Here is a 26,406-nt window from a genome sequence, read left to right as displayed (position 1 = left end):
AAGCTCATCCACGGTTGTGGCCGGAGGGGTAACGGGCGACTTCGCCACGCGCCTTGGCCGGTGGCCACCGGCCAAGGCGCTAGGTCGCTTCCATCGCACAGATCATGGCCGTGCAGATACAAGGGGTTACGGTTCCTCGATGGAGCTCATCCCCCTCACCCGGATCGCATCTCACGATGCGATCCGACCTCTCCCCGTCGGGGAGAGGTAAGGTACCTCCGACGCGGCGCCAATTCGACCTGATCTCATCATGCTCTAGCGTCCCCAACGGTCCTCCCAGAGCTTTTCGCCGATCTGGCAATCGATCCTTGGTTCCTTCGCGGCGGCGGAAACGACCTTCTGCTCGGGGTCACGTCCGGCCACTTCGAGCACCAGCTTGGTGCGAATGGCTTCCTTGAATCGTTCGCGATCCTTGATTGCCACGACGAAGGAGCCGGGCCCGCCGATGACGCAATCCTCGTAGTACCAATCGAGATTGTCGATATCCATCATTGAATGGGACGGCTCCTTGATCATGATCGGCAGGCCGTTGATGACGATGCCTTTCGCCAGCGCCTGGTCGCGAGCGGGCGTGACAGGTGGCCCGTTGTTGTTGGGACCGTCGCCGGAAACATCGATGACACGCCGAAAGCCGCGGTTAGGGTCCTCCTCGAAGAGCGGCGTCCCGAACAGGATTGCGCCCGAAATTGAGGTGCGCGACCCGCGCCGGATTGGCGCCTGCATGATTTCGCTGGCGACTGCGTCAGCCGTCTCGGGGCCGTCGATCACGCGCCAGGGAATGATCACCCGTTGGTCGCCGAACGCCGACCATTCGAAGTAGGTCAGGGCGATCTTTCCGTTCGGGCCCCCCTTCAGCGCCTGCAAAAATTGCCTGGAAACGATGGCCTCAGCATAACCCTCGCGCTGCACCGTGAGCTCGTCCGTATCCATGGAATAGGAGACGTCGGCCGCAATGATAAGCTCGACATCGACGGAAGGCGGGCCCTGCCGGTCGGCAAGTGCCGGTGGCTGACCAGGCGCTGCAGCGCCGGCGGCGCCCGCGAGCATGCCGGCGGCCAGCACCGCTGCGATCGAGATGCACCATCGCATCGCGGACCTCCTCGATCCCTAGCCCCGGTATGATGGTGACACGCAAGTTTCACAGGGCAAAGCGGAGAGATTGGCGACTCGGTATCCATATTTCGGAATTCACCAAGCCATGACTGCCTAAAAGTGCGCCGCGCTGCCTATCCAGTCTGGAACCGCCGGTCCGCCATTCCGAAACACGGGATTGTGCATTGCAGCACGATCGTTATGTTGCGGCTCCGCAAAAGGATGCTACGTGTCTGAAATCAATGCCGAGGCCTGGGTATCGTCAGGCCACCGCCCGATGGGCTTCCCCGAATTTGTCATTGCGATCGCATCGATCATGGCGCTGAACCCGCTGGCCATGGACATGATGCTGCCGGCGCTGCCCAGCATCGGCGCCGCATTCAACATTGCCGACGCCAACCATCCGCAGATGGTGCTGTCCACCTTCCTGATCGGCTTCGGCGTCGGACAGTTCGTGATGGGCCCGTTGTCGGATCGCTTCGGCCGCCGTCCGGTGCTGCTCGGCGGCATGGCCGTCTATGGTGTCGCAAGCCTGCTCGCGATCGCGGCGCCATCCTTCGAGACGTTGCTGCTCGCGCGTGCGCTGCAGGGCCTCGGCACGTCGGCGACGCGTGTGATCGCCACCTCGATCGTGCGCGACTGTTACGCAGGACGACGCATGGCGAGCGTGATGTCGCTCGCGATGATGGTCTTTATCGCGGTGCCTGTGGTCGCGCCGTCGTTCGGCCAGGCGGTGCTGCTGCTGACGCAGTGGCGCGGCATTTTCGTTGCGCTGATGCTGTACGGCGTGATCGCGCTGATCTGGAGCGCGTTGCGTATGCCGGAAACGCTGCCGGCGGAATTGCGCAAGTCGCTCGCGATCCGCGACGTGCTCGGCGCCTTCCGGCAGACCATCAGCAACCGCCAGACGCTGGGCTATGCGTTGGCATGCGGCGGCGTGTGGGGCGCGATGTTCGCGTTCGTGTTCTCGTCGCAGCAGGTGTTCACCGATATCTACCGGCTCGGCCACTACTTCCCGCTCGCATTCGCCGCCATCGCGACCGGCGTCGCCATCGCCGGCTTTCTCAACTCCCGCATCGTCGGCCGCCTCGGCATGCGCGTGATCTCGCACGGCGCATTGGCGGGATTTCTGCTGGTTGCCGCCGTCATGCTGGCGGCGGTGAAGCTGCAAATGCTGCCCTTGCCGTTGTTCATGCTGCTGTCGGCGCTGATGATGTTCACCTTCGGCCTGATGATGGCGAACTTCACGGCGCTCGCCATGGAGCCGCATGGCCACATCGCAGGCACCGCGTCGTCGCTGTACGGATCGATCACGACATTGCTCGGCATCGGCGTCGGGATGGCGATCGGCCAGAGCTATGACGGCACGCTGCTGCCGTTCTCGACCGGCTTCTTTCTCTGCGCGCTCGCGGCACTCGCCATCGCGGCTGTGACGGAAAAGGGCCGCCTGTTCCGGCCGCATCATCACGCGGTGTAGCCGCGCAGGTCTGATGATTTTCTCGTATCGAGCAAATGGGTCGGATTCACCTCGCCCCGCCCGCGGGGAGAGGTCGAAATTCAAGCCAACGGGTCGGCGCGAAGCGCCGCCCGATGACAGGCTCCGCTTGAATTTCGGGTGAGGGGGAGCCTCCGCAAACACCGCCGTCATCGTGTTCGCGGATAGAGCCCCTCACCCCAACCCTCTCCCCGTAAGAACGGGGAGAGGGAGCGCAGCATTCATCGTGGCAGCAAAGCGACGGCGGCTTATTTTCCGTTGCGCACCTGGATCACCAGCGCGCTCAGGCGGGCGTTCAGTTTGTTGTAATCGACATTCGCGCCGCCCAGGCCGGCCATGCATCTGCGCCTGCATCCGCCGCCACCGCCGCCGCCGCCACCACCACGGGCCGGCTCGCCGAAGGTGGCGACGGGAACGCTGCCGGTAACCTGGAAGCCGCGCGCCATCAGCCGCGAGCGCACCGCGAGGCAATAGCTCACCGACAGATGGGAGAAGCGCGTCTCGCCATGGCCCGCGCGGTATTTCATCACGGCGGTGCAGAGATCGCCGCGGGCGAGCCGCCATGCCTGGGCGAGGTAGGTCACCCCATAGCGGATGTTGGTCTCGGGCACGGCGAGTTCGGCGTTGGTGCCGGTGAAGCCAAGCATCCGCGCCGTCGAGGGCAACACCTGCATCAATCCGATTTCACCGACGCCGCCGATCGCGCTCGCATTGTAGCCGCTCTCCACGCCCATCACGGCCTCCGCGATCTCGGGCGCAAGGCCCGTGCCGGCGGTCTGCTTCTCGATCAGCTCGCGATAGCGGGAGCGAGGCTGCGCGCTTGAGGTCGAGGTCGCGCCGCCTCGCGTCGGGGGCAACCCGACCTTGGCATTCTCGCGCCATCGCCGTTCGATGGCCGACGGAGATTCGGCCGGCGCAGCTTCCTTGGCCGGCGCAGCTTCGGCTGGCGCAGCTTCCTTTTCAGGCTCGCTTGCCGCCTCGGCAGCGGGGGATTCCTCCGCCGCCGCGGGTGACGTATCGGCGAACGCGAGAGCGCTTGTCAGCGCGAGGCCGACGCCGGTCGCCAGTGCAAGCAACCAACCGCGCGACAGCCTGGTCTGCCGATGCCCCCGCACGCTCCCGCCTCGCTCACTCTGTAGATCGAAGCCGCAGGCGAAGACGCAGCGGCTGAAGCATGTCGGGAGGCGGCGCGCCGGCATTGGCGGAGGCAAGCAGCGGACGCAACCGGCCGCCAAGCTCGGGATCCATGCTGCTGTCGAACGCGATGCGGTCCATCCTGCCGTCGGGCAGGATCGAGGCGCTCACGACGAATGTCAGCGGCTTGTTCTCCTTCTCTCGCCCCGCCGCGAAGGTCACAAGCCACTGCGACGTGTCGCCGTCGGCATCGATCTGCTGCTGAAAGGCACCCTGCAGCCGGGACGCATAGTCGCGCCAGGCGGCGGGCGCTTCGGATGCGGCCTTGAAGTCCGTGCTTTGCGCCGGAGCCGGCGCGCGCCCGGCGGAAAGGCCGAGCGCCACGAGGCCGAACGAATGCAGCAGACGCCGCAGTCTGCCGGGATTCCCGTTCATGATCTGGGATTTCGATGCCATCGCTTCCGTGCCGAATGCTGTTAGCGGGCAGCGCCTGCCGATTGCGTCAGCTCGCCAGCGATGCGGGATAGAGCGATTTCGTTGATCGCGGGCGGATTCTGCTCGAGCGCGCGCGCAAGATAGGCGCGGCGATTGAGCTCGGCACGCTGCGCCCGCAGGCGCTGGACCAGGGTGTCCCGCACGTCGGCAAGCGCCATGGTTTCGGACGGTTTGGTCTCGATCAGCTTGACGATGTGATAGCCGTCGGCAAGCTTGATCGGCTCGCTCACGCTATTGACGGCCATTCCCATCACGCGGCTCTTGATCTCGGGAACGAGCTGCGGCTCGGGCAGCCAGCCGAGATCGCCGCCCTTGTCGGCCTGCTCCCGCTGGTCGGTGGTGTCCTTGGCGATCTCGGTGAAGTCCGCCTTCGGCTGCTTCAGCTTGGCCTGGATGTCCGCGACCTTCGCCTTGGCCTTCTCCTCGGCCGCGGCGTCCGCTCCTTCCGCCAGCGCGACATAGATCTGGGCGAGATGAAAGCGGCGCGGCATGATCAGCGCGCCCTTGTTGGCGTCATAGGTCTTCTGGATTTCCGCCTCATCCGGATAATTCTCCGGCGGCACCGACGCCGACTGCAGGTAGGTCTCGAAGATGGCCTCCTCACGCAGCTTGGCGAGCTGAGCGACGACGGCCGGTTGGTCCTGCCACTTCTTGTCTGTGGCTTCCTTGAGGACGAGCTGCCTTGCAAACATCGCGCGGAGCGTCTGGTTGAGAAGCGCGGGATCGCGCGCGAGCGCGGCGCGCTGTTCGGGCCCGACGGCGGCGAGGAAAGCGCGGATTTCCGACGCGGAGACGTCACGTCCGCCAACGCGCGCGACCGGCTCGTTGCCGGGCGCCGCCGCCTCGGCCTGCGGCGCCGGGGCGGCCGGCTGGGCCGCTGCAACAGGCGCTGGTGCTGCGGCAGGCGCCTTCGGCTTCACCACCCGCTGCGGTGCCGCCGGGGGAGGATTTTGCGCGAAAGTGGGTTCAGCCCCGCCCAATGCGCCGGCCAGTCCGACGATCGCCAACGCCACGAGGTGACGGCCGACACGATCGCGATGGTATCGCGGTGCTGGGCGTTCAAACGCAGGCCGAAAGGCAATCATAGTGACCTCAGGGTTCGATCTTCTGGTTCAGAATCCGGTCGCCGTAGTCCTGCGACAACGTTCTGGACCTCGACGCGGCGGAAGCCGAGTAGCGGTTCGCTAGCCACTACTCACCAAATGTCACATTTTCATAACAGTCCACCAGTTCGCGACCGGTCTTGGCCGGTTGCTGGTATCTCTGTACGTACCTGGCGGATCAGCGCCGGGAAGGCTCGTGGGCGAGAAGGTTCTTGTAGACCTTTCCGCCTTTCATGATGACGAGGAAATTCTTCGCCGGATCTTCCACGAGCCTGATGTTGTCGATCGGATTGCCGTCGACCAGCAGGAGGTCGGCGAGCGCGCCCTCCTCCACCACGCCCAGCTTGCCGGGATATGGGTTTCGGGGTCCGGACAGACTGAGCAATTCGGCATTGGTCGATGTCGCCATTGTCAGCGCTTCAGCCGGCGTGTACCAGCGCGTGAGGTCGGCCAGCATGGCGCCTTGCCGCTCCGCCAGCGCCTGAGAGAACAGAATGTCAGTGCCGAAGGCAGTCTTGATTCCGTATTTCTTTGCCAGCGCGTAGACTCTGTCCGTGCCGGCAACCACCTGCCGCATCTTCGCCTGCTCCGACGGCCCGAGCGCACTTGCGCCCGCCAGATCTAGGAAAGGTTGCGTGCTCAACCAGATTCCTTTCTCCGCCATGAGGCGCGCCGTAGCCTCGTCCATCAGGTGGCCGTGCTCTACGCACTTTGCTCCCGCCGCAATCGAGCGCTGAATCGAAACCGGCGTATAGGCGTGCACAGCCACATAGGTGCCCCAGTTTTCGGCAGCTTCGACGGCGGCACGCAGCTCGGGCTCGGTGAAGGTGGATACATCGAGCGGGCTGAACGGCGAAGCGACGCCACCGCCCGCGGTGAGCTTGACCTGTGAGGCCCCCTGCATGAGCTGCTCTCGCGCGCGCACACGAACCTCATCCGGACTGTCCGCGACCATGCTGCCGCCAATTTTTTCCATGCGGCTGAGCATGCCGCCGATCGTTCTTGGCAGATCGGTAAGCTGCCGGAAATCGCCATGGCCGCCGGTGATGGTGATCACGGCACCAGACGGATAGATGCGAGGGCCGGCGACGAGGCCATCGTCAATCGCGCGCTTGAGCCCAAAGCTCGGCCCGCCCATGTCGCGAATGGTGGTGAAGCCCCGCATCAGCGTGGCGGTGGCTTCCGCTGCCGCAAGGAGATTGTTGTAGCCGACGTCGTCAGCCAGAGTAGCCGCCGGCGTCGGGCGCACCAACATCGCATGCCAATGCGCGTCGATCAGCCCGGGCATCAACACGCGTTCGCCGCCGTCGATCACCTGAGCGTCAGCCTTGATCGCTGCAACCGAAATCTTCTCGATCTTGTTGTCCCGGACCAGGACATTGGACGGCGCGGAGAGCGCGGCGTTCTTTCCGTCAAAGATGCGAACGTTCTGGAACAGCACGGCGGACGCTTGTTGAGCCTGCGCAATCGGTAAAGCCGCGAGGTTCATTCCAATTGAAGCCAGGAGCGCAGCAATGAAAGCTCGACCCGGCTTCCTCAAACCTGACATGATTGATCTCCACCAATGGCGCATAGCGCAAGGTTCGCATTCTTGTTGTGCGGGAGGGTAACGCCCGACGTGATCGCGGGCGATTAGCGGCGTACTGCCAGTCTTCGTCGATCGACGGCTGCTACCCCGTTCTGACAGCCGGCAGCCAGGCAAGGGTCAGCCATCCGATGCCGTGAGACAAGAGGTCGATGCCGAGCAGCAATCCGATCACCCATGTCCCGGTGGCCGGAAATCCCGTGAGGATGATGAGACCTGCCACAACACCGAACAGCCCGGACACCAGAATGATCCAGCCGAACTGCTGCCAATGGCTGATGCCGACCAGGATGCGGATGAACCCCGAGATCAGAAGCAGCAGACCGAGGACAAGGGTCAGGATCAGCGCACTGGTCAGCGGCTGGGTCACCAGCACGATGCCGAATGCAAGATAGAGCGCGCCGAGCAGCAGTTGCCACACGAACCCTCCCCAACCCTTGGTCCAGAAAGCGTGAATGATCTCGAATCCACCGGCGAAAATCGCCATCCAGCCGATGAAGATGGTGCTGATCACGGTGAACAGCGCGAGATCTCCCAGGACCAGCAGGCCCGCGACGATCATGACGATTCCGAGCAGGATGCACACCCATAAAGGCGGTGTCGGCAGCCCGGTCAGGCGCATCGTAGAACCATTGTCATAGGTGGTCATGTCATTCTCCTCGATTTCAAGAGCACTCGACCCCGTTGCGCATCAGGCGGTTCGCCCGCTTTCGCTCGCCGTCTCGTCGCTCGGAATCTCTCCCGGTCGATAGTTCGGCAGCCGCCCGGCCGGAATGATCGACACAAGTGCCAGCGCAGCCATGACCAGCAGGCCGATTTTCAAGGCGCGCAGACGCGCCTCCGTGTTGACGCGCACCGCCTCGGCGACCTCTGCCGGGGATGCACTGGTATCGGCAAGGACAGTCTGAAGCCGGTCATTGCTGACGAAATTGATGTTGTCGAGATCGACCTGCGCTTGAAGTTCGGGCGTGAGCTTGGGGCTCGCGGCGATGCCGGTCAGCGCGATCGAACTCAACAGACCGACAAGGAGCGCGCCCGCCACTGCCGTCCCGACAGCGGCAGCGAGGTTGTTGGTGGTCCCGCGCAGCGATCCGACATCGCCCGCGAGTTCCTTGGGCGAAGCCGTGACCAGCACGTTGAACAGCAGCGTGACGAGCGCGCCTTGCCCGATACCAAAGACAACGAGCCCGAGCAGCACCGGCACCTCGCTCCAGTCGTTGCGCACAACGAATGCGAGCCACAACAGCGCAACTGTACAAAGGATGAAGCCGGCTCGCCCGATCTGCCGCGGCGTCAGCCTGTCATAGACATGCACGATCAGCATCGCGGCAAAGAATACTGTAAGGTTGAACGGCATCATCGCCACCGCAGTGGCAATCGGGCTGCGACCCTGCACGATCTGAATGTAGAGCGGGACGGAAAAGTTGAGCGCGGCCTCCAGCGCGACGACGGCGAACATCGCGTAGACGGCCGCTCGCTCTTCCGGCGAATCGATCACCTGAAGCGCAAGCAAAGGAGTCTTGCCTGCCTCCTGGCGTCTGTGTGTCCACATCAGGAACGCCTGGCCGAGCACGATGCCCACCACGATCAGGATCGGGGCGGGAGACAAGCCAAGAAAGCTGAACGGCGCGTTCGGGCTCGCCAACGCGAGCCCCCATCTGTTCAGATTATTGAAGCCGAAGCTGATGAGAATGATCGCGGCTGCTGCAAGTATGACGCCGACGAGATCAATCTCCACATCCGGCCGGCCGTGATCGCGCCTGAGCCGGAAGCTGAGGAAAAACACGATGGCGGAAACGGCGATGAGAATTCCGAACACCGGCCGCCAGCCGATATAGGTGCCGAGTACGCCGCCGATGATGAAGGCGAGCACGCCGGCCGCTGCACGTGCAGAACCGAGCGCACCCACCGCGGTTGCCTGCTGGCGTCCGGTGTAGTTCTCGGCAATGAGGGCCACCAGCGAGGGCACGATGACGGCGCCGGCGGCGCCGCACAGCGCCTGCGCCGTGATCATCACGACTGCCGTCGGGCTGAACGTCATCATGACCTGAGATATGAAGAACAGCACGACGGCCGCACGGAACACCTGCAGCGCGCCGTAGCGCTGCGCGAGCTTGGCGCCCAGCATGACGAAGCCGGCGACCAGCATGGAATAGGCCACGATGCCGGTCGCGACCGTGGTCGGAGGAACGCCGAAGCTCTTGACCATTCCCCCCATCGCCACCGGCAGCGAAGCGACGTTGAACGACATGATCATCTGGCCGAGCGCGAGCGCGATCATGGGAATCCATGATGCGCGTTCCTCCTCATGGATGCCGCCGATCGAGATTGTCTGTGTCACTCTGGCGTCCTCCGATTTGCCCGGGCTTTCAGGATCGGCTAGCTGGATAAGACGCCGATCCAGTCAACATTGGTCAGTCTTCCGGTTGCGAAACGAACAGATCCATGCCCAATCGCTGCGACAGGAATTTCGCGGCGAGTTGCCCTCTCACGCTGTTGCCGGCCGCATCCAGCGGCGGAGCGAACGTGCCGAAGCCACCTTTTCCGGGAGAAACCGCGACAATGCCGCCGCCGATCCCGCTCTTTCCCGGCAGGCCGATGTCGTAAAGCCAGTCGCCTGACGTCTCATACAATCCGGCCGTGATCATCACGGCCAAGGCGTAATGACAGACCGCAGCGTCGACCACGCGCTGCTTCGTGATCGGGTTCATTCCACCGTCCGCCAGCGTCGCGCCCATCACGGCGAGGTCTTTGGCGGTCACGTTCAGCGAACACTGCCGCGTGTAGAGATCGGTCGCCTGTTTGGCGTCGCAATAGATCCGGTCGTAGCTCTCGAGCAGCCGCGCGATACTGCGATTGCGAAAATTGGTCTCTGACGCGGAGGCGTAGACCTCTTCGTTGAGTGGGAGCTTGCGGCCCGCGAAGCGCGACAGCCCGCCGTGGATGAACTCCCACTGCGCCTCGGCGGACCTGCCTGGCGCCAAGCTCGTCGTCGCGATGGCGCCCGCATTCACCATCGGATTGGTACGCCCCTCCCCGCGCTCGATCGCGGCAAGCGAGTTGAACGGAAGTCCGGTGGCGTTGGCGCCGAGCTTTGCGCGTGCCTCTTCGGGGCCAATGGTCTCGCAGATCAGCGCGAAGACGAACGGCTTCGACACGCTCATGATGGAGAATTCGTAGTCTATGTCGCCCGCGCCGTAGACATGCCCATCGGTTGCAACGACACAAACGCCGAATAGCTCGCTCGGGACTCGGGCGAGCGCCGGGTAGACCTGCGAATTGTGGCCGTCGGCGTTCGATTTAATACGCCGGTGCGCGTCTTCCACCAGCGACTGCACCATCTCGGGATTAGGTAGATGACCGGTCGAAACGTAAGGCCGTTCATCGATCGCCGATGGTGACACCATCGCACCACTCCGCCGAACCGGGCTATGTCATTGATCTAACGCCCACGTTTAATGCGAGTCAATCTGCAACCGATGCAGCACTTTGCTGACAGATCAGCAAATGTGCCGGCTGCCATCGAGTTCTCTCACGCGCGCAAGGCTCCAACACTCGTTAGGTAAGGCACACTGTCGCAATCGACATCGCCCGCAATTGAATCCAAGAGCAGCCATTGACTGCAGAATCCGAACGCCGGGAAATTTGCAAGGTGGCCGCCTGAGTGTACGATTGCGTCACTCACGCGAGCCTGCCGCTGACCTGAGAAAAAAGGACGCGACGAGAAACTGGAGAAGGCGGGACATCATCTGAACAGCGAGGCTGATCATGGTGGCAAGTACGAGTGACGGACACTTTCTGCTGGTGAAGAAGCTTGGTGGGTTGGTCGCGGTTATCATCGGATGCCTGCTGACGGCAGTTGGCGTGACGTTTGAATCCACCAGCACGACGACTGTCGGCGTTCTCTTTCTTGTTCTTGGCGCCGTCCTGCTCACCCTCAAGATCATCAGACGGAATCAAGGAAGCCCGCTCGGATAGCTGGCTTGCGGCGTTGAGAATGAGGATGAGCCCGCAGCGATAGCGGTTCACTTCGTTCGCCAGTTCGGACAATGGGCGGTTGTTGACGATCGGCAGTCCGCGTTACCAGGCGCGCGCCTCCGCACATGTGCCATAAAGGTAAGAGCGAGTCGCTTAAGCCGATAGCGAGTCAATCAAGTCTAGGACCCGCCCCGCCTACCCACCCTCGATTTGCTGACCTTGAAGTCCGCTTTGCCCCAAGAGCAGACGCAGGATGTAAGCCGCACTTTGAACCCGGACGGACATGGAAAGGGTCCCATCGCTTTGTCGCTAAGGCGGGAAAACGCGCCCTGAAAGAAAACAGCAAAAATAACTATCCCCGAAGCAAGGATGACCCTGGTTGCCCATATGACCTGCCAAAGTTGAGCGTCGAGGGCAGTCCCGGTACGCTAGAAGCGTCCAAAATGCTCAATAATAGGCGCAATTGGCTTGGCCTTGAAATCCTTGGAATCCAATGGAACTCATCAAGGATATCAGCTCACGATTGCGCGACATTTAATTCTGCTTTAATATTTTAAATGCATCACCATTTAAATTGGGAGCAATCGAATGAAAGCCATAGTAGCGTCGGTCGCCCTTTCGATGCTTATTTTGTCACCGGCCTTGGCCGATCCTGGTGGCATCCCCAACGGTGGCGTCGGCAATGGCAACGGTAACGGCAACGAAAAACACGCACAAGGTGCTCCTGCCCCGCTTCTAGGCGCCGGCATTCCCGCGCTTGCGATCGGACTAGGCTATGGCGCTTATTGGCTCGTGCGCCGCCGCCGTAGCGGTAGCTGATTTTTCGAGAGACTTACACAGATTGAAACGAGGCCGCTGTATGGCGGCCTCTTTAATCGTTAGGAGATAGCCATGGTCAGGCGCATTCCCATTACTCCGGGCGACTTAACGGATCATCAGATAGGCACAGACGACATTTTGGTCGGCTTCCCAGACGGGACCAACGTCGTATATGGCGACGCCGGCGGAAGTCTGCTGGATCACGCCATCGGTGGTGATGATACTCTCACCGCGCAACTTGTCTTCAACGCTCCCCTGCCGACCCCCGTTACATTCAACATGTTTGGTGATGCGGTCGGAAATATTTCCGATCATGCCAGGGGCGGCGATGATACCTTGTCCGCTCAAATCACTAGCGAACTATCGCTGACTACATCTACGATTATGGTGAACATGTACGGCGATGCGGGCGGGAGCATTTCCGACCATGCGATCGCTGGCAATGATACGCTGAACGTTCAACTCACCGGGTTTTTTACCCCGATACCCGTCAATGTTTACGCTGACGCCGGTGGCGATTTGTCAGATCACGCCATTGGTGGTCATGACAGGATCACGCTCGCGCTCGGAGAAGGGCATTTTACAGACACCGTTTACGGCGATGCCGGCGGAAATCTTTCCGGCTCCGCCCAAGGGGGCAACGACACATTGACGGCCAGTAACGGACCAGAGAGAACGTTGCGGTTCTATGGTGACGCCGGCGGCGACATGTCTGACCATGCCCACGGCGGCAATGACAGTTTCACAAAAAACGGCTCCTCTGAAACCAACAATTATTTCTACGGCGATGCCGGAGGCGATATGTCGGGCCACGCCGCCGGTGGTAACGACGTTTACACGATGCGCGGCATTGAAACGGACAATTTTTTCTATGGCGACGCTGGCGGCAACATGTCTGATTTTGCCAAGGGTGGCGATGACACCTACAATCAGCTTAGCGGAACTTTTTTCCCAAATTTTTTCTATGGCGATGCTGGCGGAAGCATGTCCGGCAACGCCCAGGGCGGCAACGACACATTCAACAAGACCGGCGGGGAAGGAAGCACATTTTACGGCGATGCTGGCGCCAACATGGGCGATCACGCCGTTGGCGGCGATGATAGCTATAACGGTGGAAACGCCTTCTCACAGGTTCTGAGTGAAGCATTTGGTGATGCCCAGAGCATGTCCGGCAACGCGCAAGGCGGTAACGACACCTTGACCGGATGCAATCTTTCCAACCCACCTCCTGCTGGAACATTCCAATCCCTCCTTATCGGTGATGCGCAGACCATGTCCGGTAATGCGCATGGAGGAACCGACAAATTGATCAGCGGCACTGGAAATGACGATATGTGGGGCGACGCTCAGGTCATCGCGGTGTCCGCCCAAGGCGGCAACGACACGTTCGTGTTCAACTCCAACAACGGTCACGACAAGATCGAGGATTTTGGTCAGGGCTTCTCGAATCTAGGGACCGACCACATCGACGTGTCTGCTCTCGGCATCGAAAATTTCAACCAGCTCAACATCTCGGCCTTTGACCCGACGACCCATGAAAGCACGATCACGTTCAGTGCAGGCAACGACGTGGTTGTCCATAGCGAGGAAGCACTCAGGCCTCAGGATTTCACATTCGCGACGCACGGCCTCTTGCTGGCCTAAAAGGCGGTGGCCCGGTCCGCTAGCTTCAACCATTGAAGCGGGCCGGGCTTATGTTGGTTGGCCCAGGCCAATTGGTCCGCCGCATTAGTCCGCTTGGCCCATCAGCGAAGTGGTGGCACCTGTAAATTGAGGTCCGCTTTGCGGGGCAATAGCGGACCAGATTTGCTCGTGCTGAGTTTTTCTCATTTTGACCCGGTGCAGACCTCAAACGGCGCTTCCCGACCTTCAGATTGCCAATTCGATAGAGTTTTAGGCCCTAACAGTCATCAAGTGTTAGTGTGTTTTCTTGCACTACTATGCGTCAGCCTTTCCCCCTATAGAGGTGACGCCGTGAGATTTATAAGATCGACGATCCCCGTCCCGATTTTGTTCGCATTCATTGGCATCATGATTTTTGGCCTGTCCGACGCACTAACCGGTAGGCTCTTGAGCCAGCTCATTTCTGACGTTGCAGTAGCCGCTCTATTATCGGCTCTCTGGGGCGCGGTGATGGGTTATTTGCTCGGCTGGCATGTGGTGAGAAAAAGTGGGCTCCCACCCAGCGCGACGCCATATGACGTAGATGCTGCCTTTATCGCGAAGAAGCAAAATACCCCTAGGTAGTAAAGGCAAGCAGCGCCTCGCGCGTAGCAACAAGCACCGAGTTTCCGCTCTTGGCCCTTCTGAGACATGCGGGTTTGGCCGAATGTCCGGTTTGCTCCGGAAGCTACCCTCTACGTGAGATGTCGTTTTCACCCGACCCAGACATCAGGCGATTTTCCGTCTTGTGCCGCTATAGGAGGGATATTGTTGTAAGAGTCGAAAATCGAATAACCCTCTTGCGATGGGTGATCTCTGGACTTCTCTGCTTCTGCGTAGCTTTTCATTGCCACTACGGACGTCCGTGATGAAACGTTCCTCGCGTCGCCCCGCGTAAAATGCATCAGCGATTTCTAAGAAGACATCCGTTGAAAATTGCGCCGCGATCTAACTTCGGTGGTTCACTCGAAGGAAAACGACCGCGGGTGGAACTTTCGGTTTCGCTCCGAGTCATCTTTGTGACGGGGTGCGGCCCGCCCGCGGAGGAGGGAAGCCAAGGGAGTGATCATGCCAAAGTCCCGCCTTGGAATGGCTGCGGCTGGCCTTGCCCTGGTCGTTCTAGGAGCGCTGCCGAATGCGGCGGAGGCGGGCTTGCGCCTGCGCGTTGGCGGCCCCGTCGGTGTCGCGCGCTTCGCGATGGCCGGCATGCTGTCGGTCGCAGGTCTCCGTCACGCACGTATGGCGGCGCGCCACGGCCGCGTCCGAATGGCTGCCTTAAGACCGCAAGATCTTCGCCCCGCCGCCGAGTCGACCCGCCCGAGCGAGCGCGCGCAGCTCACCGCCATCGCGGCGCTGGCCGGCTGGCAGGGCGGCCGAGCTGCGCAAGGCTGGTGGCAGCACGCCGACGGTTCGTACGGCTGGGTCGGTCCGCTGTTCTGGCCGTTCGCCTATAGCGATCTCTATGACTACGCGCTTCTCAGTGATGGCAGCGGCTTCTGGGGCTATGGCTACGGCGATCTCTACGCTGCGATCTTCTCGCCTTACGCTGCGAGCGATCTCTCAGCGTTTGCGGCCGAGCGCCCCGCCGGGAGGCGGCATCGCAAAGCGCCCTCCGTGCAGGAGGAGCTCTGTGGCGGCGACACCGCCGAGACGACCGGCCTTCCCCTCGAACGGATCGGCCGGGTGGTCGCGGCGAACGAGGCGCAACGCACAGCCTTCGACGAGCTCGCAAGCGCCTGGACTTCCGCCGGCGACACCATCCGCGCCTCTTGTCCAGCACAGGCCGCAACTACCGCGCTCGAACGGCTCGCGGCCATGCAGAGCCGCGTCAACGCGATGCTGAGCGCAGTTGAGGCCGTTCAGCCGCCATTCCAAAAATTCTACGATCTCCTGAGCGATGAGCAGAAGGCGCGGCTCAACGCGCCCCAACGCGACCGCCGCGCTAACGCTGAGGTCGCGAAGCTGAAGGAGATGCAGGACGCCGCCTGCCAGGCGAGCCGCGAACCGCAGGACGAGCAACAGGCCGAAAAGCAATACCGCCAGCTCGTCGCCCAGCAATGGCCCATCGACGACATCGCTGCCACCTTAAAATTGAACGATACCGAGCGCGCCGCCCTCGAATTGGTGCAGGACACCACGATGTCCACGATGGAAGCCTTAAGCGCATGCCCGCCAAAGGACGCGCTCACCCCGCCGGCCCGCCTTAAGGCCGCAAAGGCGCGGTTGGAAGCGATGCGAGAGGCGATCGGAAGCGTGAACGACGCGGTCGACGATTTCTATTGGTACCTCAGTGACGAGCAGAAGACGCAATTCGAGGGGCTCGGGCCGAAGAAGCGGGGGATGTGATTCTTCCATCCCCAAGCGGCGCTGATCGGCTAAGGCAGCATTTCGCATCCCCTGTCGCATTTGCGAGCAATTCGCTGGCACTTTCTGCTGGTGAAGAAGCTTGGTGGGTTGGTCGCGGTTATCATCGGATGCCTGCTGACGGCAGTTGGCGTGACGTTCGAATCCACCAGCACGACGACTGTCGGCGTTCTGTTTCTTGTGCTTGGCGCCGTCCTGCTCACGCTCAAGATCATCAGACGAAATCAAGGAAGCCCGCTCGGATAGCTGGCTTGCGGTTGGCGTTGACAATGAGGATGTGCCCGCTGCGATAGCGGTGCACTTCGTTCGCCAATTCGAACAATGGGCGGTTGTTGACGATCAACAGTCCGCGTCACCAGGCGCTTGCCTCCGCACACGCGCCCGTGACCGCTGCGCAATCGCGTCGATGACCGCAATGCCTCCGTATGGAATGGAAGACACTCCGACGACTGTTCTCGCAGGGCGGGGCTGTACGAAGCGCTTTTCGAATTGCGCATTGGCAATGGAGCGCAGTCGCATGTCCGAAAGGAAATAGGTTACCTTGGTCACGGCAGCGAGGTCGAGCCCGATGGTCCCGAGGCGGCGCTCGACCTCGTTCAGCGCTGTGTCCAGGGCCGCCTCGTCACCCTCGACCGGCAGATGGGTAGCGTAATCGATGGTGGTAGCGCCCGAGACATAGGCGACACCATCCTTTTCGTAAACGAGACTGTAGGGATGCTCGGCGTCGGTCACTGATCTCTCCCGTCCTTCCAATCGGCGGCCGCGCCCCTGTGCGACACCCTGTCACCAAGGGACGGCCACCACACTACACCTTCGTGAACGAGCCGTCGAAGACGTCTGCGATGACGAATGGCGTGTTCAAGAACCCGTTCATCTTGAGCAATGCCTGTGTCGTGTCGAACTCGGCTGACGTGATCTTCCCGGTTTCAGACACGGCGGGATGGATCCGCTTCACGGAGTCCAGCAGTACGGCCTCGCCGAGACTTCCCAGCGCGGGCATCAAAGCCGCGACCACTGCTTCGGGAGCCGAGGTGCGAATGAAGTCCGAGGCCTTCTGGTAGGCGGTGACAGCTGCCTTTATCGTCGGGCGATTGGCCGCCAGATAATCCGGCGTCGTCCACAATCCTTCCATCATGAAGTTGGCGAGCTTTGGGTCCTCGCCGCGCGCATTGTTGATGAAGGAAATTGCTTTGCCTTCCCGGATCAGTTTTTCGCCGATCGGCATCGAGATGTAGATGAGATCGACAGCGCCGTTCTCGAGCGCCGCTGCCAGTGCCGGCGGCCCGCCGACTGCAACGATCTGCGCATCCTTGTCCGGATTGAGCCCCACAGACACAAGGTTGAACCGGGCAAGCTGCCAGGTCAGCGCACCGGGCCGCGTCACGCCGATCTTCATGCCTTTCATCCGGCCAAGCTTGTCCGCCAGCGGCATGGCTTCCGTAACGCCATATTTGGCCGCTGCCGTCTTGCTGATCGTCGCGTTGACGATCGAGCGATTGAGCAGGCTGAGCACACAGGTCAGCTTCTGTCCCTGCTGGAGCGCAGGAAGGATCTGGGCGCCGTCATTTACGGTCATCTCGGCGCGCCCGCCGAGCACGAGCTGAACGTCAGGGCCGCCGCCGCCGGTGTCGATGATCTGGGCAGTCAGCCCGGCCTGATTAAAGTAACCGTTCTGATTGGCGATGTAGCTTTGCATATAGGCCAGCGACGTCACGGCGTGGGTGATGCGCAGCGGCTTGCCGCCTGCTTGCGCGAGAACGATGGAGGGCTGGAGAGCCGCGGTGGCCATAGCGCCGCCAAAACCGGAAACGAAGGCACGACGAGAGATCATGGAAGTCTCCTATGCGTTGGATATCGTTCTTACTGTGTCTGGGTCGTTGTGAAGCGTGAGCTCGGCTGCCAGCGCAGCAGGCGGCGCTCCATGACGGCGAGCAGCGCGTTCATCGTCACAACGATGAACATCATGACGATGAGGCCAGCCATGGTCCCGGTGGTGTTGTAGAGACTGGTCTCCATCTGTATCTTCCAGCCGAGGCCCGCCGAGGATGCCACGAACTCGCCGATGATGGCGCCGATCAGCGCGTAGGGGATCGATAGCTTGATGCCGAGGAAGATGTGCGGGAGCGATGCCGGCAGGATCACTTTCCGGAACAGTTCGCTGGAATTGGCGCCCATGACAAAAGCGAGGTCAGTGAAGCGCCGATCGACACTCTTAATGCCCGCATAGGTGTTGTAGAAGATCACGAAGAATACCAGTGTGAAGACCAGAATGATCTTCGGCAGCATGTCGATGCCGAACCAGACGACGAACAGCGGCGCGAGCGCGACGCGCGGAATGCCGTTGATGGCGACGAGAAAGGGATCGAGGACGTCGGACAGAAATTGCGAGCGGCTCAGCACGACGCCCGCCAGCAGGCCGAGCACTGTACCGAGCGTGAAGCCCGCGATCATCGAGCCGAAGGTAAAGGAGAGCTGATAGAAGAAGTCGCCGTGAACGACCCATTTGAAGATGTAGCCGGCGATCAGCGAGGGCTTCGAGATCCAGAATGGCGAGAATAGTGTTCCCGACGCATATTCCCAGAACCCGAACACAAGGCCGACCAGGCCGAGCCGGGTCAGGTTGATCCTGGACCGATAGGACAGGGCGGGCTTCTGGACTTTGTTGGTCATGGGAAGGTCGATCGCTTCGATGGACATTCAATGCACTCCCGCCTGAACCTGGATTTCTTCCGCCAGCTCGTCGCCGACCTTGCTCAGAAGCTCGCGATAGGCTGCGTTTTCATGCAGGTGACGGATATTGCGCGGGCGCCGAATATCGATCGGATGCGATGACTTGATGCGGCCCGGCCGCGCCGTCAGCACGATCAGGCGGTCCCCGAGCGCGATGGCTTCGTGCAGATCGTGTGTGATGAAGATGACGGTCTTCTTTTCTTCGGCCCAGAGCTCAAGCAGCAGGTTCTGCAGCAACAGCCGGGTCTGGGCGTCGAGCGGGCCGAACGGCTCGTCCATCACCAGGATGCGCGGCGAGAAACACAGGGCACGGACGATGTTGCCGCGCTGTCGCATGCCGCCCGACAACTCGTAGGGATACGCATTGGCGAAATCGGCGAGCTGAACCTTTTCCAGATAGCGCGTGCTGATTCGGCGCCGCTCCTCAGCAGGAATCTTGCGCAGTTCGAGCGGAAACTCGACATTTTCGCGCAGGGTGCGCCACGGATACAGGTTGTCGTTCTGCATCACATAGCCCACGGTCTTGCGGTCTACGCCCCCGGCGCCGTCGAGTGTAACGGCGCCGGCCGACGGCGTTTCCAGGCCGACTAGAATGTTCAGGAGGGTGGACTTGCCGCAGCCGCTTGGGCCGACGATGGTGAGAAATTCACCTTCCTTGACGTCGAGAGAGATTCCGTTGAGGGCAACGACCGAGCCGCGCTCACTGGAGTATTTTTTGATCACGTCCGTGAAGGTGAGAACCGAATGGCGATCGCGCCATTCACGCGTCGTCCGATCCAACTCGACGGACTGATTCATCGTCGGCATCCTCCTGAGCTCTCTGGTCGATCGGGGTTAGGATTGCAGTGCGATGGCTTCCATCTCGATGTCGAACTCCCACGGCCATGCGCCGACGGTGCAGAACGTCCGCGCTGGCGGATCATTCGGGAAGTACTCGGCATAGATCTCGTTGATGTCTTTGAAATAGGCGCAGTTCACGGCGTAGATCGTGACCTTGAGCACCTGGTCCAGCGATGAGCCGGCGACTTCGAGAGCTGCTTTCACGTTTTCGAGGCACTGCCGGGTCTGGACGAGGATGTCGCCGCGCACGAGCTCGCCGGTGACATGGTCGACCGGCGGCAATCCGGAGACGAAGACGAAGCCGTTGCCGCTGGTGACAGCCGACAGCGGAATCTTGCGGTCGCCGGCAATGGCGCCCGAAAGCTTGCCCACGACGTATGTCTGCTTACCCTTCATCGAAGTCTCCTGCCTTGTTTTATGAACCAAATGTGAACCAATACGGGAAAACGTGCACCATATTGGTGTATGAGTCCGGCCAGCTGTCAAGGCATATTTTTGTAGCAAATGTTAGCATAAAATGCGCATTTTGTGACCAACAAAGTGATTGACGGCCGCACGATTGGTTCGCATTATCCCTCAGAATTGGGCTGGCCCTAGGCGTTATTGGTGCGCATAGCGCCCAAAAGAGAACCAATATGCAGACCACGACCGACGAGAATGTGCGCGAGCGTGCCCGAGAAGCGGCGCGTGAGATCCGCCGCTTCATCCAGGCGGGCATTGCGACGCAGACCTTGAAACCAGGCGACAAGCTGCCGACCGAGCGCGAGATTGCCGCGCGTTTCATGGCAGCACGCAATACGGTTCGAAAGACCTTGGATAGTCTCGAGCAGGAAGGCATCATCATCCGCGAGGTGGGGCGCGGGACCTTTGTCAGCGACAAGCTCGCGCTACATTTAGCGGCGAGCGCACCGCCGACCGCATCCGCCAACCTCGATCTAGACCTAGTGCGGAAGACGAGCCCGCGCGACCTGATGGAATTCCGGCTTTCGCTCGAGCCGGCGATCGCCGAGCTCGCGGTCGCACGCGCCGGCGGCGCCGATATCGAGCGGATGCAGGCCGCGATCGATCAATCCCGTGTGGCGAAGAGTCTGCAGCAGTTCGAAGATTGCGACGACGCGCTGCATTGCGCGATCGCAACCTCGACTCGTAACCCGCTGTTCTCCGCATTCGCAGTGATCGTGACCCAGATCCGCAATCAAGGCGATTGGGGAGCGCTGAAGAAGAAGACGCTTACTGACGAAATGCGCGACGTGCACACGGTTGAGCATGTGGAGATCGTCGATGCCATTCGCCGGAGAGATGCGGCTGCTGCGCGTGCGGCCATGACTATCCATCTGCAGAACGTGAAAGCGATGATGTTCAGGGGAGAGTAAGCCTCCCGCCCCAACCCCGATTCCACGAACCTAATCACACGCTTACGGATATGCGATGAAACTGGTCAGCTTCAAAATCGACACTCAAGAGTGCAGGGTCGGAATCCTCGCCGGGGATTTGGTGATCGATGTTGTGGCCTCGGCGCGGCATCACGGCGTCTGCGGTGATATCGGGCGCGACATGCGTTCATTGATCCGCGCCTGCGTCGATGGCACGGTCGAGTTGGACCGGCTGGCGTCCTCGGCTCCCTCTGAAGCCTCTTATGAGCTTTCGACCGTCCGTCTTGATGCGCCGATCATGCCATCGACGATCCTCTGTGCTGGCAGCAACTATCGGGCCCACAACAGCGAGAAGGCTAATACGCCGCTGTCTGGGAAGGAGCCAGAATTCTTCGTGAAGACAGCTGACTCCGTGGTCGGACCTGATTCCGCGATCATTTTTGACGGCGCGCTAACCCAGAAACTGGACTGCGAAACCGAGCTGGCGGTTGTGATCGGTAAGCCAGGCCGGCACATCCCGGTCAAAGCCGCGCTCGATCATGTATTTGGCTACACTATCGTCAACGATGTCACGGCTAGGGATCGGCAGGTGCGGACGGCGCCGAACGGCACGGTCTGGTACGAATTGGGGCGTGGCAAGGCCTTCGACACCAGCGCTCCTCTCGGGCCCGTCATCGTTACTGCGGATGAGATCCTCGATCCGCAGAGTCTGCAGATCTCGACGCGCATCAACGGCGAATTGCGCCAGAATTGCGCGACCAGCGACATGATCTGGACCTGCGCGGAACTGATCCACTTTTTCTCGATCAACTTCACTCTCCGCCCCGGCATGGTGATTATTACCGGCTCTCCGGCGGGAACCGCATGGTCGGCCGATAGTGAACTCGGGGGCGTCTGGGCTGGCAAGGATGGATTAGTCCGCGCGACACGATACTGCCTACCCGGGGATATTATTGAGTGCCAGATTGATCGCATTGGCACGCTGAGAAACTCAGTGGTCTAGCGAACAAATACCTCATCACGAATCGAGTTTCTCTGTCCGCTTCTGTGAAGGGTTTCGGATGCCGGCCGCTTGAAGGACGGCGCCGCATGCTCGGCGCCATGGCTGCGGAAGATATCCGCAACCTCCAAAGCCGGGCGCGACACAGCCCGCGCGCCAGTTGGGCGGCCGGATCTCCTTGAGCTTGAGCGCGATGCGCTCCAGCGGGCTCATGACCTCGCTGATTGTCCGCGCGCGCGGCCGGCATCCAACCTCTCAATACCGATCAGCGTCTAGCAGGCGCCGTTTGGTATCCACGCACAGCACGGCCGCAACGTATGCCGCTCGGTAAACCCACGAAGAATTTTATCGAATCCCTGCAGGGCGTGAAGGACTGTCCTGTCACCTGCACGAAGCGCACGCCCTCGATCGAGCCTGAGCGGCAGGTCAGCAACCCGCGCCGCTCAGGCGCCCTCTGCGTGAACGTTTAGTGACGTCCCAAAGGGGTCGAGTAGACAAGCGGCGGCGGGCGGTACGGCTGGGCCGAAATGCCGAAATTCTGCCCGTACTGCTGCCGAACCCCCGGTATGTTGATAACGCCAATACGGGTGTCCGGCGATCGCGCGTCGAGCGGCGGCTGATTCGTGATCGGAGGATTGACCTTGTTGACCTCGCCCATCAAGCGTTTGTTGAGATCGTCATAGCCGCCTTTGGCATTGCCGGCGTTTCCGGAATTGCCGCGGGCGGCGCCGTTGTTTCCTGAACCCTGCTGCGGCCCGAGGTCGAGAGCCGGCGGCAAATTATTCCGCTGCGGATCGACGCTTACGGGCGGAAGGGACATCGGCGGCTCCTCGGTCTGAGCCATGGCGACTCCCGCCACGGCAACAGCCGTCAAATTGATAAGCAATAATAGGCGCATCCCAATCACCTGCTCGACAGTTACGATAGCGGCATCCATTGAATATAATGCGCAGATTGCAAAAGCGTATGTCTTGCGCAGGGACGTGATTCAAATTCTACGCGCTTCGGCCGTTCCCGGTAAACGGTTTGTTGAAACGATACCCAATCAGCATCTTCGGCAAGATCAACCCCAGGGTGATCGCAAGAGTGATCAGGAAGGCATTGATTCCATCCGCGAGCGTTGCCTGCAGCAAGCCTGAAACGTTACCTCCGCTCGCGACGAGTTCGAGGAGCCCATCCGCCATCCGGAATAGGAACACCCCCGGGATCAGCGAAACCACGGATGCAAAGGCAAGCCCCGCATAGGGCAACCTGAGACGTTCTGCCACAGGCGTGGTGATCGCTCCGACAATGAGGCAGGCGATGAAGGCGGCGCCCGACAGGCTGACGCCGGCCTTGGCCAAGAGGGCCCAACGCACGCCGTGGGCGAACATCCCGATCAGGATCGGGACTGGCAGCATCCGCCACGGCATGGAGAAAAAGGTACCATAGGCGGACACCGCCGCACCCGCAGCGATCACGTCATAGATCAACGGGACCGGCGGCGACGGCGCCGATGCCGGCAGGTTGGCCCCGCCGAACGACAGTCCGGCGAGCAGGCCGATGCAGATCGAAAAGATGATCAGGCTGGCATAGACCACCCGGCAAATCCCGAGCGCCAGGCGTCCACGCGCAAGGTCGATCGTGCCGTTGAGAATGTGCGGGCCCGGCACCAGCACCATGCAGGGACAGACGGCAACGAGCCGCTGCATGCTGGAGGACAACTGGAGATCGACGACCAGCGCGCCGATCGCGCCGGCGAGCAGCGCGGCGGCGAGCGGCTGGGCGAACGGGTTATGGCTCCATCCGGCGATCCAGCGGCGCAGGCAGGCGCCGAGGCCGGCGCTGACAGCGATGACGATCAGGCTTGCCACATGCGCGGCGCCGAAGATGATGCCGAGCGCAGCGGCGCCGATGGCGGCGAAGGATGCGAAGCGAATGAGCGAGACGGGCGGGCGAGCCTGCACCCTGGCAAGCGCGGAGCGCAGCAGTTCTGGTGTGGAGGGGTGATCGCAGAAGTCGTCAATCAACTTGGTTGCGACAGCGACCTTTCCCATCTCGATGCCGACCGGCCTCGCCTCGACGGTCGTGCTCGCCACTCCGCCGCCATTCTCGATCGCGACGGTCACTCCGTCCCAGCGCAGAAAGACCCGCGCAGAAAAGCCGAGCGCTGTCGCCAGCCGCTCGACATACTCGGTCGTGCGCTCGCTCGTCTGGCCGTTCGTGAACAGCAATATCGCAGCCGTCACCAGCACGTCGAGCGCGCGCGCCGGATCGCAATCCGGGCTTCGGGCGGCGGCTGCCCTATCAAGCGGCTGGCTCATCGCATCAACAAAACCCAATCTCCGATCGAACGCGTATCAAAAGAGCGATACCGCCCCGCCTCGCGGATGGTCTTTCCGATTTCCATAGCCGTTTTCCGAATGGCCCGATGCCACGATTGTGGCGTTGATGGCACTGACTCCGCCCGACCTCGTCAAGGGACATCTCAACCTCGACGGCACCGCGATGAAGACGCTGAAGCGCGAGCGCTGCGCGGTCGTTCGCTGATCCCAGATCAGCTTTCGCCTGAGATTGGGGCGTGACGTTCGCCGGCTGGATCGCGCCGGCCGGCCTCCGCGGATCACACCTGAGCGAGGGCCTTTTCGCGGCTTGCAATCAGAACCCGCAACGGCTCTGCGACGGCAACAGAGCTGTGGGTCCGCTGGTCCGTGCACACCCACACGATTTCGCCGGTGGAGCGGAGATCGTCGCTGCCCTTGGCGAAAATGGCGAGCGCCAGCGTGATCGAGGACCGGCCGATCCTCGCGACGCGCACGCAGACATCGATCTCCTCGTCGAACCGGATCGGCGCCTTGTATTCGACGACCGACCGTACAAGGTGGAAATCGACGCCGGTCTTGGCGACCTCGCCGAGATAGTCATAGCCGAGCGCGCGAAAATACTCGGTGATCGCGGTATCGAAATAGGTCAGGTAGTGCGCGTTGAACACCACGGCCTGCGCATCGACCTCGGAATAGCGCACCCGAAACGGATGATGGAACCAGAAATCCTGGCGCATGCTTCTTCCTTCCACGAAGTATCGTCCATCCCCTGATATCACGATCGCGACGGATGCGAGCTGCCCGTGACCTTTTTCGCGATCACGGACAGGCAAGAGAGGCCGCAAGCCGTGCCACCGGGCAGCCGCGTGCCGGCGCTCCCCCTTTCTTGCTCCTGAGAATCTGCCATAGTAACGACAATGTACCCTGCCCTCACCATGCTGACCCCGCCGCGGATTGCAACCGACACGTTCACCGACGCCGCTGCAGCGGTCGCGCGGCTGGAAGAAATCTACGAGCGCAACACTGCCTTCCTGCGAGATCATTTCGAGGCCTATGCCAATGGCCGGCCGCTCACGGCCCGCGTGCGCGCCAACTATCCGTTCGTGCGCATTGCAACCTCGACCTATGTGCGGGTCGATTCGCGCCTCGCTTACGGCTTCGTCGCAAGGCCGGGGGTATATGAAACCACGGTGACGAGACCGGACCTGTTCCGCACCTACCTCACCGAGCAGATCGGGCGATTGATCGACAACCACGGCGTACCGGTGGAAATCGGCGAGTCGAACGAGCCGATCCCGATTCATTTCGCCTATCGTCGCGACATCAACATCGAAGCTGCACTCACGCCCGGCGACAAATCGAACGTAATGCGATCGCTGCGCGATCTCTTCGATGTGCCTGACCTGGCCACCATGGACGATGCCATCGCCAATGGCACGCTCGAGCTCGCGCCTGGCGCTCCCGAGCCGCTGGCCCTGTTCCGCGCGGCACGTGTCGATTATTCGTTGCGCCGGCTTTATCATTACACCGGCACGGATCCGGAGCACTTCCAGAACTTCGTGATCTTCACCAACTACCAGTTCTACATCGATGCGTTCGCCGAGTTGAGCCAGAAGCGTCTGGCTGCGGGCGCGATCGGCCCCGACGCCTTCGTCGGCCCGGGGAACGTGATCACGCGCAACGCGCGCCTTGGCGGCGGCACGACCGGGATCGCGCCGCAACGCATGCCGCAGATGCCGGCCTTTCACTCGGTCGAGGCCGGCTATCGGGGCATTACCCTGATCAACATCGGCACCGGTCCGTCCAATGCACGCAACATCACCGATCATGTCGCGGTGCTGCGGCCGCACGCCTGGTTGATGCTTGGACACTGCGCCGGTCTCAGGAATACACAGCGGCTCGGCGACTACGTGCTCGCGCATGGCTATGTGCGCGAGGATCATGTGCTCGACGATGAGCTGCCGCTCTGGGTGCCGATACCGGCGCTGGCCGAGATGCAGGTCGCGCTCGAGGAAGCCGTGGGTGAAGTGACCGGGCTCGAAGGCTTCGAGCTGAAACGGTTGATGCGCACGGGAACGGTCGCAAGCGTGGACAATCGCAACTGGGAGATCGGCGATCGCTCGGTCATTCGGCGTCTGTCGCAATCGCGCGCGATCGCCCTCGACATGGAATCGGCGGCGATCGCCGCCAACGGCTTTCGTTTCCGCGTTCCCTACGGCACGCTGCTGTGCGTCTCGGACAAGCCTTTGCATGGCGAGATCAAGCTCGCGGGAATGGCGAGCGAGTTCTATCGGCAGCGCGTCGGCCAGCATCTCGAGATCGGCCTGAAGGCGCTCGAACGACTGCGGGAGCAACAATTGGAGCGCCTGCATTCGCGCAAGCTCCGGAGTTTCGCCGAGGTCGCGTTTCAGTAACGCGTCAGATTTCGCGCCG

General features: G+C 61.5%; 25 protein-coding genes. 7 read left to right on the top strand and 18 right to left on the bottom strand.

Translation table 11 applies throughout. The annotated features are described in order from the left end of the window. Positions 1 to 255: 255 nt before the first annotated feature. The gene (locus ACZIRK_RS30965) at positions 256 to 1,089 is read right to left on the bottom strand and encodes a DUF1194 domain-containing protein (protein ID WP_474418752.1); all 834 of its coding nucleotides are present in this window, start codon (positions 1,087 to 1,089) and stop codon (positions 256 to 258) included. A 232-nt stretch (positions 1,090 to 1,321) separates the two neighbouring features. Between ACZIRK_RS30965 and ACZIRK_RS30960 the strand changes: the two genes are divergently transcribed. Continuing rightward, a complete protein-coding gene (locus tag ACZIRK_RS30960) occupies positions 1,322 to 2,569 on the top strand; it encodes a multidrug effflux MFS transporter (RefSeq protein ID WP_474418751.1) in 1,248 nt (415 codons plus the stop codon). A gap of 266 nt (positions 2,570 to 2,835) precedes the next feature. On the opposite strand, the gene ACZIRK_RS30955 is transcribed toward ACZIRK_RS30960, so the two are convergent. The 8 genes from ACZIRK_RS30955 to ACZIRK_RS30920 form a co-directional block, all read right to left on the bottom strand. Continuing rightward, entirely contained in the window at positions 2,836 to 3,702 is an 867-nt protein-coding gene (locus tag ACZIRK_RS30955; RefSeq protein WP_474418750.1) for a lytic transglycosylase domain-containing protein, read from the bottom strand. 13 nt (positions 3,703 to 3,715) lie between these two features. Next, entirely contained in the window at positions 3,716 to 4,177 is a 462-nt protein-coding gene (locus ACZIRK_RS30950; protein ID WP_474418749.1) for a hypothetical protein, read from the bottom strand. 20 nt (positions 4,178 to 4,197) lie between these two features. After that, the gene (locus tag ACZIRK_RS30945; protein ID WP_474418748.1) at positions 4,198 to 5,229 is read right to left on the bottom strand and encodes a peptidylprolyl isomerase; all 1,032 of its coding nucleotides are present in this window, start codon (positions 5,227 to 5,229) and stop codon (positions 4,198 to 4,200) included. Positions 5,230 to 5,497: 268 nt separating this feature from the next. After that, entirely contained in the window at positions 5,498 to 6,808 is a 1,311-nt protein-coding gene (locus ACZIRK_RS30940; protein ID WP_474418753.1) for a metal-dependent hydrolase family protein, read from the bottom strand. Positions 6,809 to 6,989: 181 nt separating this feature from the next. Then, complete coding sequence (locus ACZIRK_RS30935) at positions 6,990 to 7,553, bottom strand: HdeD family acid-resistance protein (RefSeq protein WP_028165242.1); 564 nt, start codon at positions 7,551 to 7,553, stop codon at positions 6,990 to 6,992. Positions 7,554 to 7,595: 42 nt separating this feature from the next. After that, complete coding sequence (locus ACZIRK_RS30930; RefSeq protein WP_474418747.1) at positions 7,596 to 9,245, bottom strand: MFS transporter; 1,650 nt, start codon at positions 9,243 to 9,245, stop codon at positions 7,596 to 7,598. A gap of 73 nt (positions 9,246 to 9,318) precedes the next feature. Continuing rightward, positions 9,319 to 10,311 carry a glutaminase A gene (gene glsA / locus ACZIRK_RS30925; protein WP_456645309.1) on the bottom strand — a complete coding sequence of 331 codons (993 nt, stop codon included), beginning with the start codon at positions 10,309 to 10,311 and terminating at the stop codon, positions 9,319 to 9,321. A 274-nt stretch (positions 10,312 to 10,585) separates the two neighbouring features. Further along, the gene (locus ACZIRK_RS30920; protein WP_456645308.1) at positions 10,586 to 10,954 is read right to left on the bottom strand and encodes a hypothetical protein; all 369 of its coding nucleotides are present in this window, start codon (positions 10,952 to 10,954) and stop codon (positions 10,586 to 10,588) included. Positions 10,955 to 11,470: 516 nt separating this feature from the next. On the opposite strand from ACZIRK_RS30920, the gene ACZIRK_RS30915 reads away from it, so the two are divergent. From ACZIRK_RS30915 to ACZIRK_RS30905, 3 genes are all read left to right on the top strand, one after another. Continuing rightward, complete coding sequence (locus ACZIRK_RS30915) at positions 11,471 to 11,701, top strand: hypothetical protein (protein WP_474418746.1); 231 nt, start codon at positions 11,471 to 11,473, stop codon at positions 11,699 to 11,701. Positions 11,702 to 11,773: 72 nt separating this feature from the next. After that, entirely contained in the window at positions 11,774 to 13,345 is a 1,572-nt protein-coding gene (locus ACZIRK_RS30910; protein WP_474418745.1) for an autotransporter outer membrane beta-barrel domain-containing protein, read from the top strand. Positions 13,346 to 14,452: 1,107 nt separating this feature from the next. Then, positions 14,453 to 15,709: a Spy/CpxP family protein refolding chaperone gene (locus ACZIRK_RS30905; RefSeq protein WP_130227713.1), complete on the top strand. Its 1,257-nt coding sequence runs from the start codon at positions 14,453 to 14,455 to the stop codon at positions 15,707 to 15,709. 232 nt (positions 15,710 to 15,941) lie between these two features. On the opposite strand, the gene ACZIRK_RS30900 is transcribed toward ACZIRK_RS30905, so the two are convergent. From ACZIRK_RS30900 to ACZIRK_RS30875, 6 genes are all read right to left on the bottom strand, one after another. Beyond that, positions 15,942 to 16,070: a hypothetical protein gene (locus ACZIRK_RS30900; RefSeq protein WP_283813285.1), complete on the bottom strand. Its 129-nt coding sequence runs from the start codon at positions 16,068 to 16,070 to the stop codon at positions 15,942 to 15,944. After that, the gene (locus ACZIRK_RS30895) at positions 16,067 to 16,459 is read right to left on the bottom strand and encodes a RidA family protein (protein WP_207231074.1); all 393 of its coding nucleotides are present in this window, start codon (positions 16,457 to 16,459) and stop codon (positions 16,067 to 16,069) included. Before ACZIRK_RS30895 ends, ACZIRK_RS30900 begins: the two co-directional genes overlap by 4 nt. A gap of 73 nt (positions 16,460 to 16,532) precedes the next feature. Further along, a complete protein-coding gene (locus ACZIRK_RS30890) occupies positions 16,533 to 17,558 on the bottom strand; it encodes an ABC transporter substrate-binding protein (RefSeq protein WP_130227691.1) in 1,026 nt (341 codons plus the stop codon). Between the two features lie 29 nt (positions 17,559 to 17,587). Beyond that, entirely contained in the window at positions 17,588 to 18,424 is an 837-nt protein-coding gene (locus tag ACZIRK_RS30885) for an ABC transporter permease (RefSeq protein WP_130227692.1), read from the bottom strand. Beyond that, complete coding sequence (locus ACZIRK_RS30880; RefSeq protein WP_130227693.1) at positions 18,425 to 19,255, bottom strand: ABC transporter ATP-binding protein; 831 nt, start codon at positions 19,253 to 19,255, stop codon at positions 18,425 to 18,427. It lies immediately after the preceding gene. Between the two features lie 36 nt (positions 19,256 to 19,291). Next, the gene (locus tag ACZIRK_RS30875) at positions 19,292 to 19,693 is read right to left on the bottom strand and encodes a RidA family protein (RefSeq protein ID WP_130227694.1); all 402 of its coding nucleotides are present in this window, start codon (positions 19,691 to 19,693) and stop codon (positions 19,292 to 19,294) included. A gap of 239 nt (positions 19,694 to 19,932) precedes the next feature. On the opposite strand from ACZIRK_RS30875, the gene ACZIRK_RS30870 reads away from it, so the two are divergent. Both ACZIRK_RS30870 and ACZIRK_RS30865 read left to right on the top strand, forming a co-directional pair. Next, positions 19,933 to 20,670, top strand: a complete 738-nt coding sequence (locus tag ACZIRK_RS30870; protein WP_130227695.1) for a FadR/GntR family transcriptional regulator — start codon at positions 19,933 to 19,935, stop codon at positions 20,668 to 20,670. 55 nt (positions 20,671 to 20,725) lie between these two features. Continuing rightward, complete coding sequence (locus tag ACZIRK_RS30865; protein ID WP_130227696.1) at positions 20,726 to 21,673, top strand: fumarylacetoacetate hydrolase family protein; 948 nt, start codon at positions 20,726 to 20,728, stop codon at positions 21,671 to 21,673. Between the two features lie 463 nt (positions 21,674 to 22,136). Here the strand turns inward: ACZIRK_RS30865 and ACZIRK_RS30860 are convergent, their stop codons facing one another. The 3 genes from ACZIRK_RS30860 to ACZIRK_RS30850 all read right to left on the bottom strand — a co-directional run bounded on the left by ACZIRK_RS30860 (position 22,137) and on the right by ACZIRK_RS30850 (position 24,710). Then, positions 22,137 to 22,607 (bottom strand): hypothetical protein, encoded by a 471-nt coding sequence (locus ACZIRK_RS30860; RefSeq protein ID WP_245474860.1) that lies wholly within the window; start codon positions 22,605 to 22,607, stop codon positions 22,137 to 22,139. A 58-nt stretch (positions 22,608 to 22,665) separates the two neighbouring features. After that, positions 22,666 to 23,973 carry a threonine/serine exporter family protein gene (locus ACZIRK_RS30855; RefSeq protein ID WP_130227697.1) on the bottom strand — a complete coding sequence of 436 codons (1,308 nt, stop codon included), beginning with the start codon at positions 23,971 to 23,973 and terminating at the stop codon, positions 22,666 to 22,668. Between the two features lie 299 nt (positions 23,974 to 24,272). Next, positions 24,273 to 24,710, bottom strand: a complete 438-nt coding sequence (locus ACZIRK_RS30850; RefSeq protein WP_130227698.1) for an acyl-CoA thioesterase — start codon at positions 24,708 to 24,710, stop codon at positions 24,273 to 24,275. 198 nt (positions 24,711 to 24,908) lie between these two features. Here ACZIRK_RS30850 and ACZIRK_RS30845 point away from each other — a divergent pair, with 198 nt between their 5' ends. Next, on the top strand, positions 24,909 to 26,387 hold the full coding sequence (locus ACZIRK_RS30845) for an AMP nucleosidase (protein ID WP_130227716.1): 1,479 nt from the start codon (positions 24,909 to 24,911) through the stop codon (positions 26,385 to 26,387). The last annotated feature ends 19 nt before the right edge of the window (positions 26,388 to 26,406 follow it).

This window comes from Bradyrhizobium sp. Leo114 (genome assembly GCF_055229415.2).
Note: the sequence above shows the minus strand (reverse complement) of the source record. Positions and strands in the feature narration are given on the sequence as shown.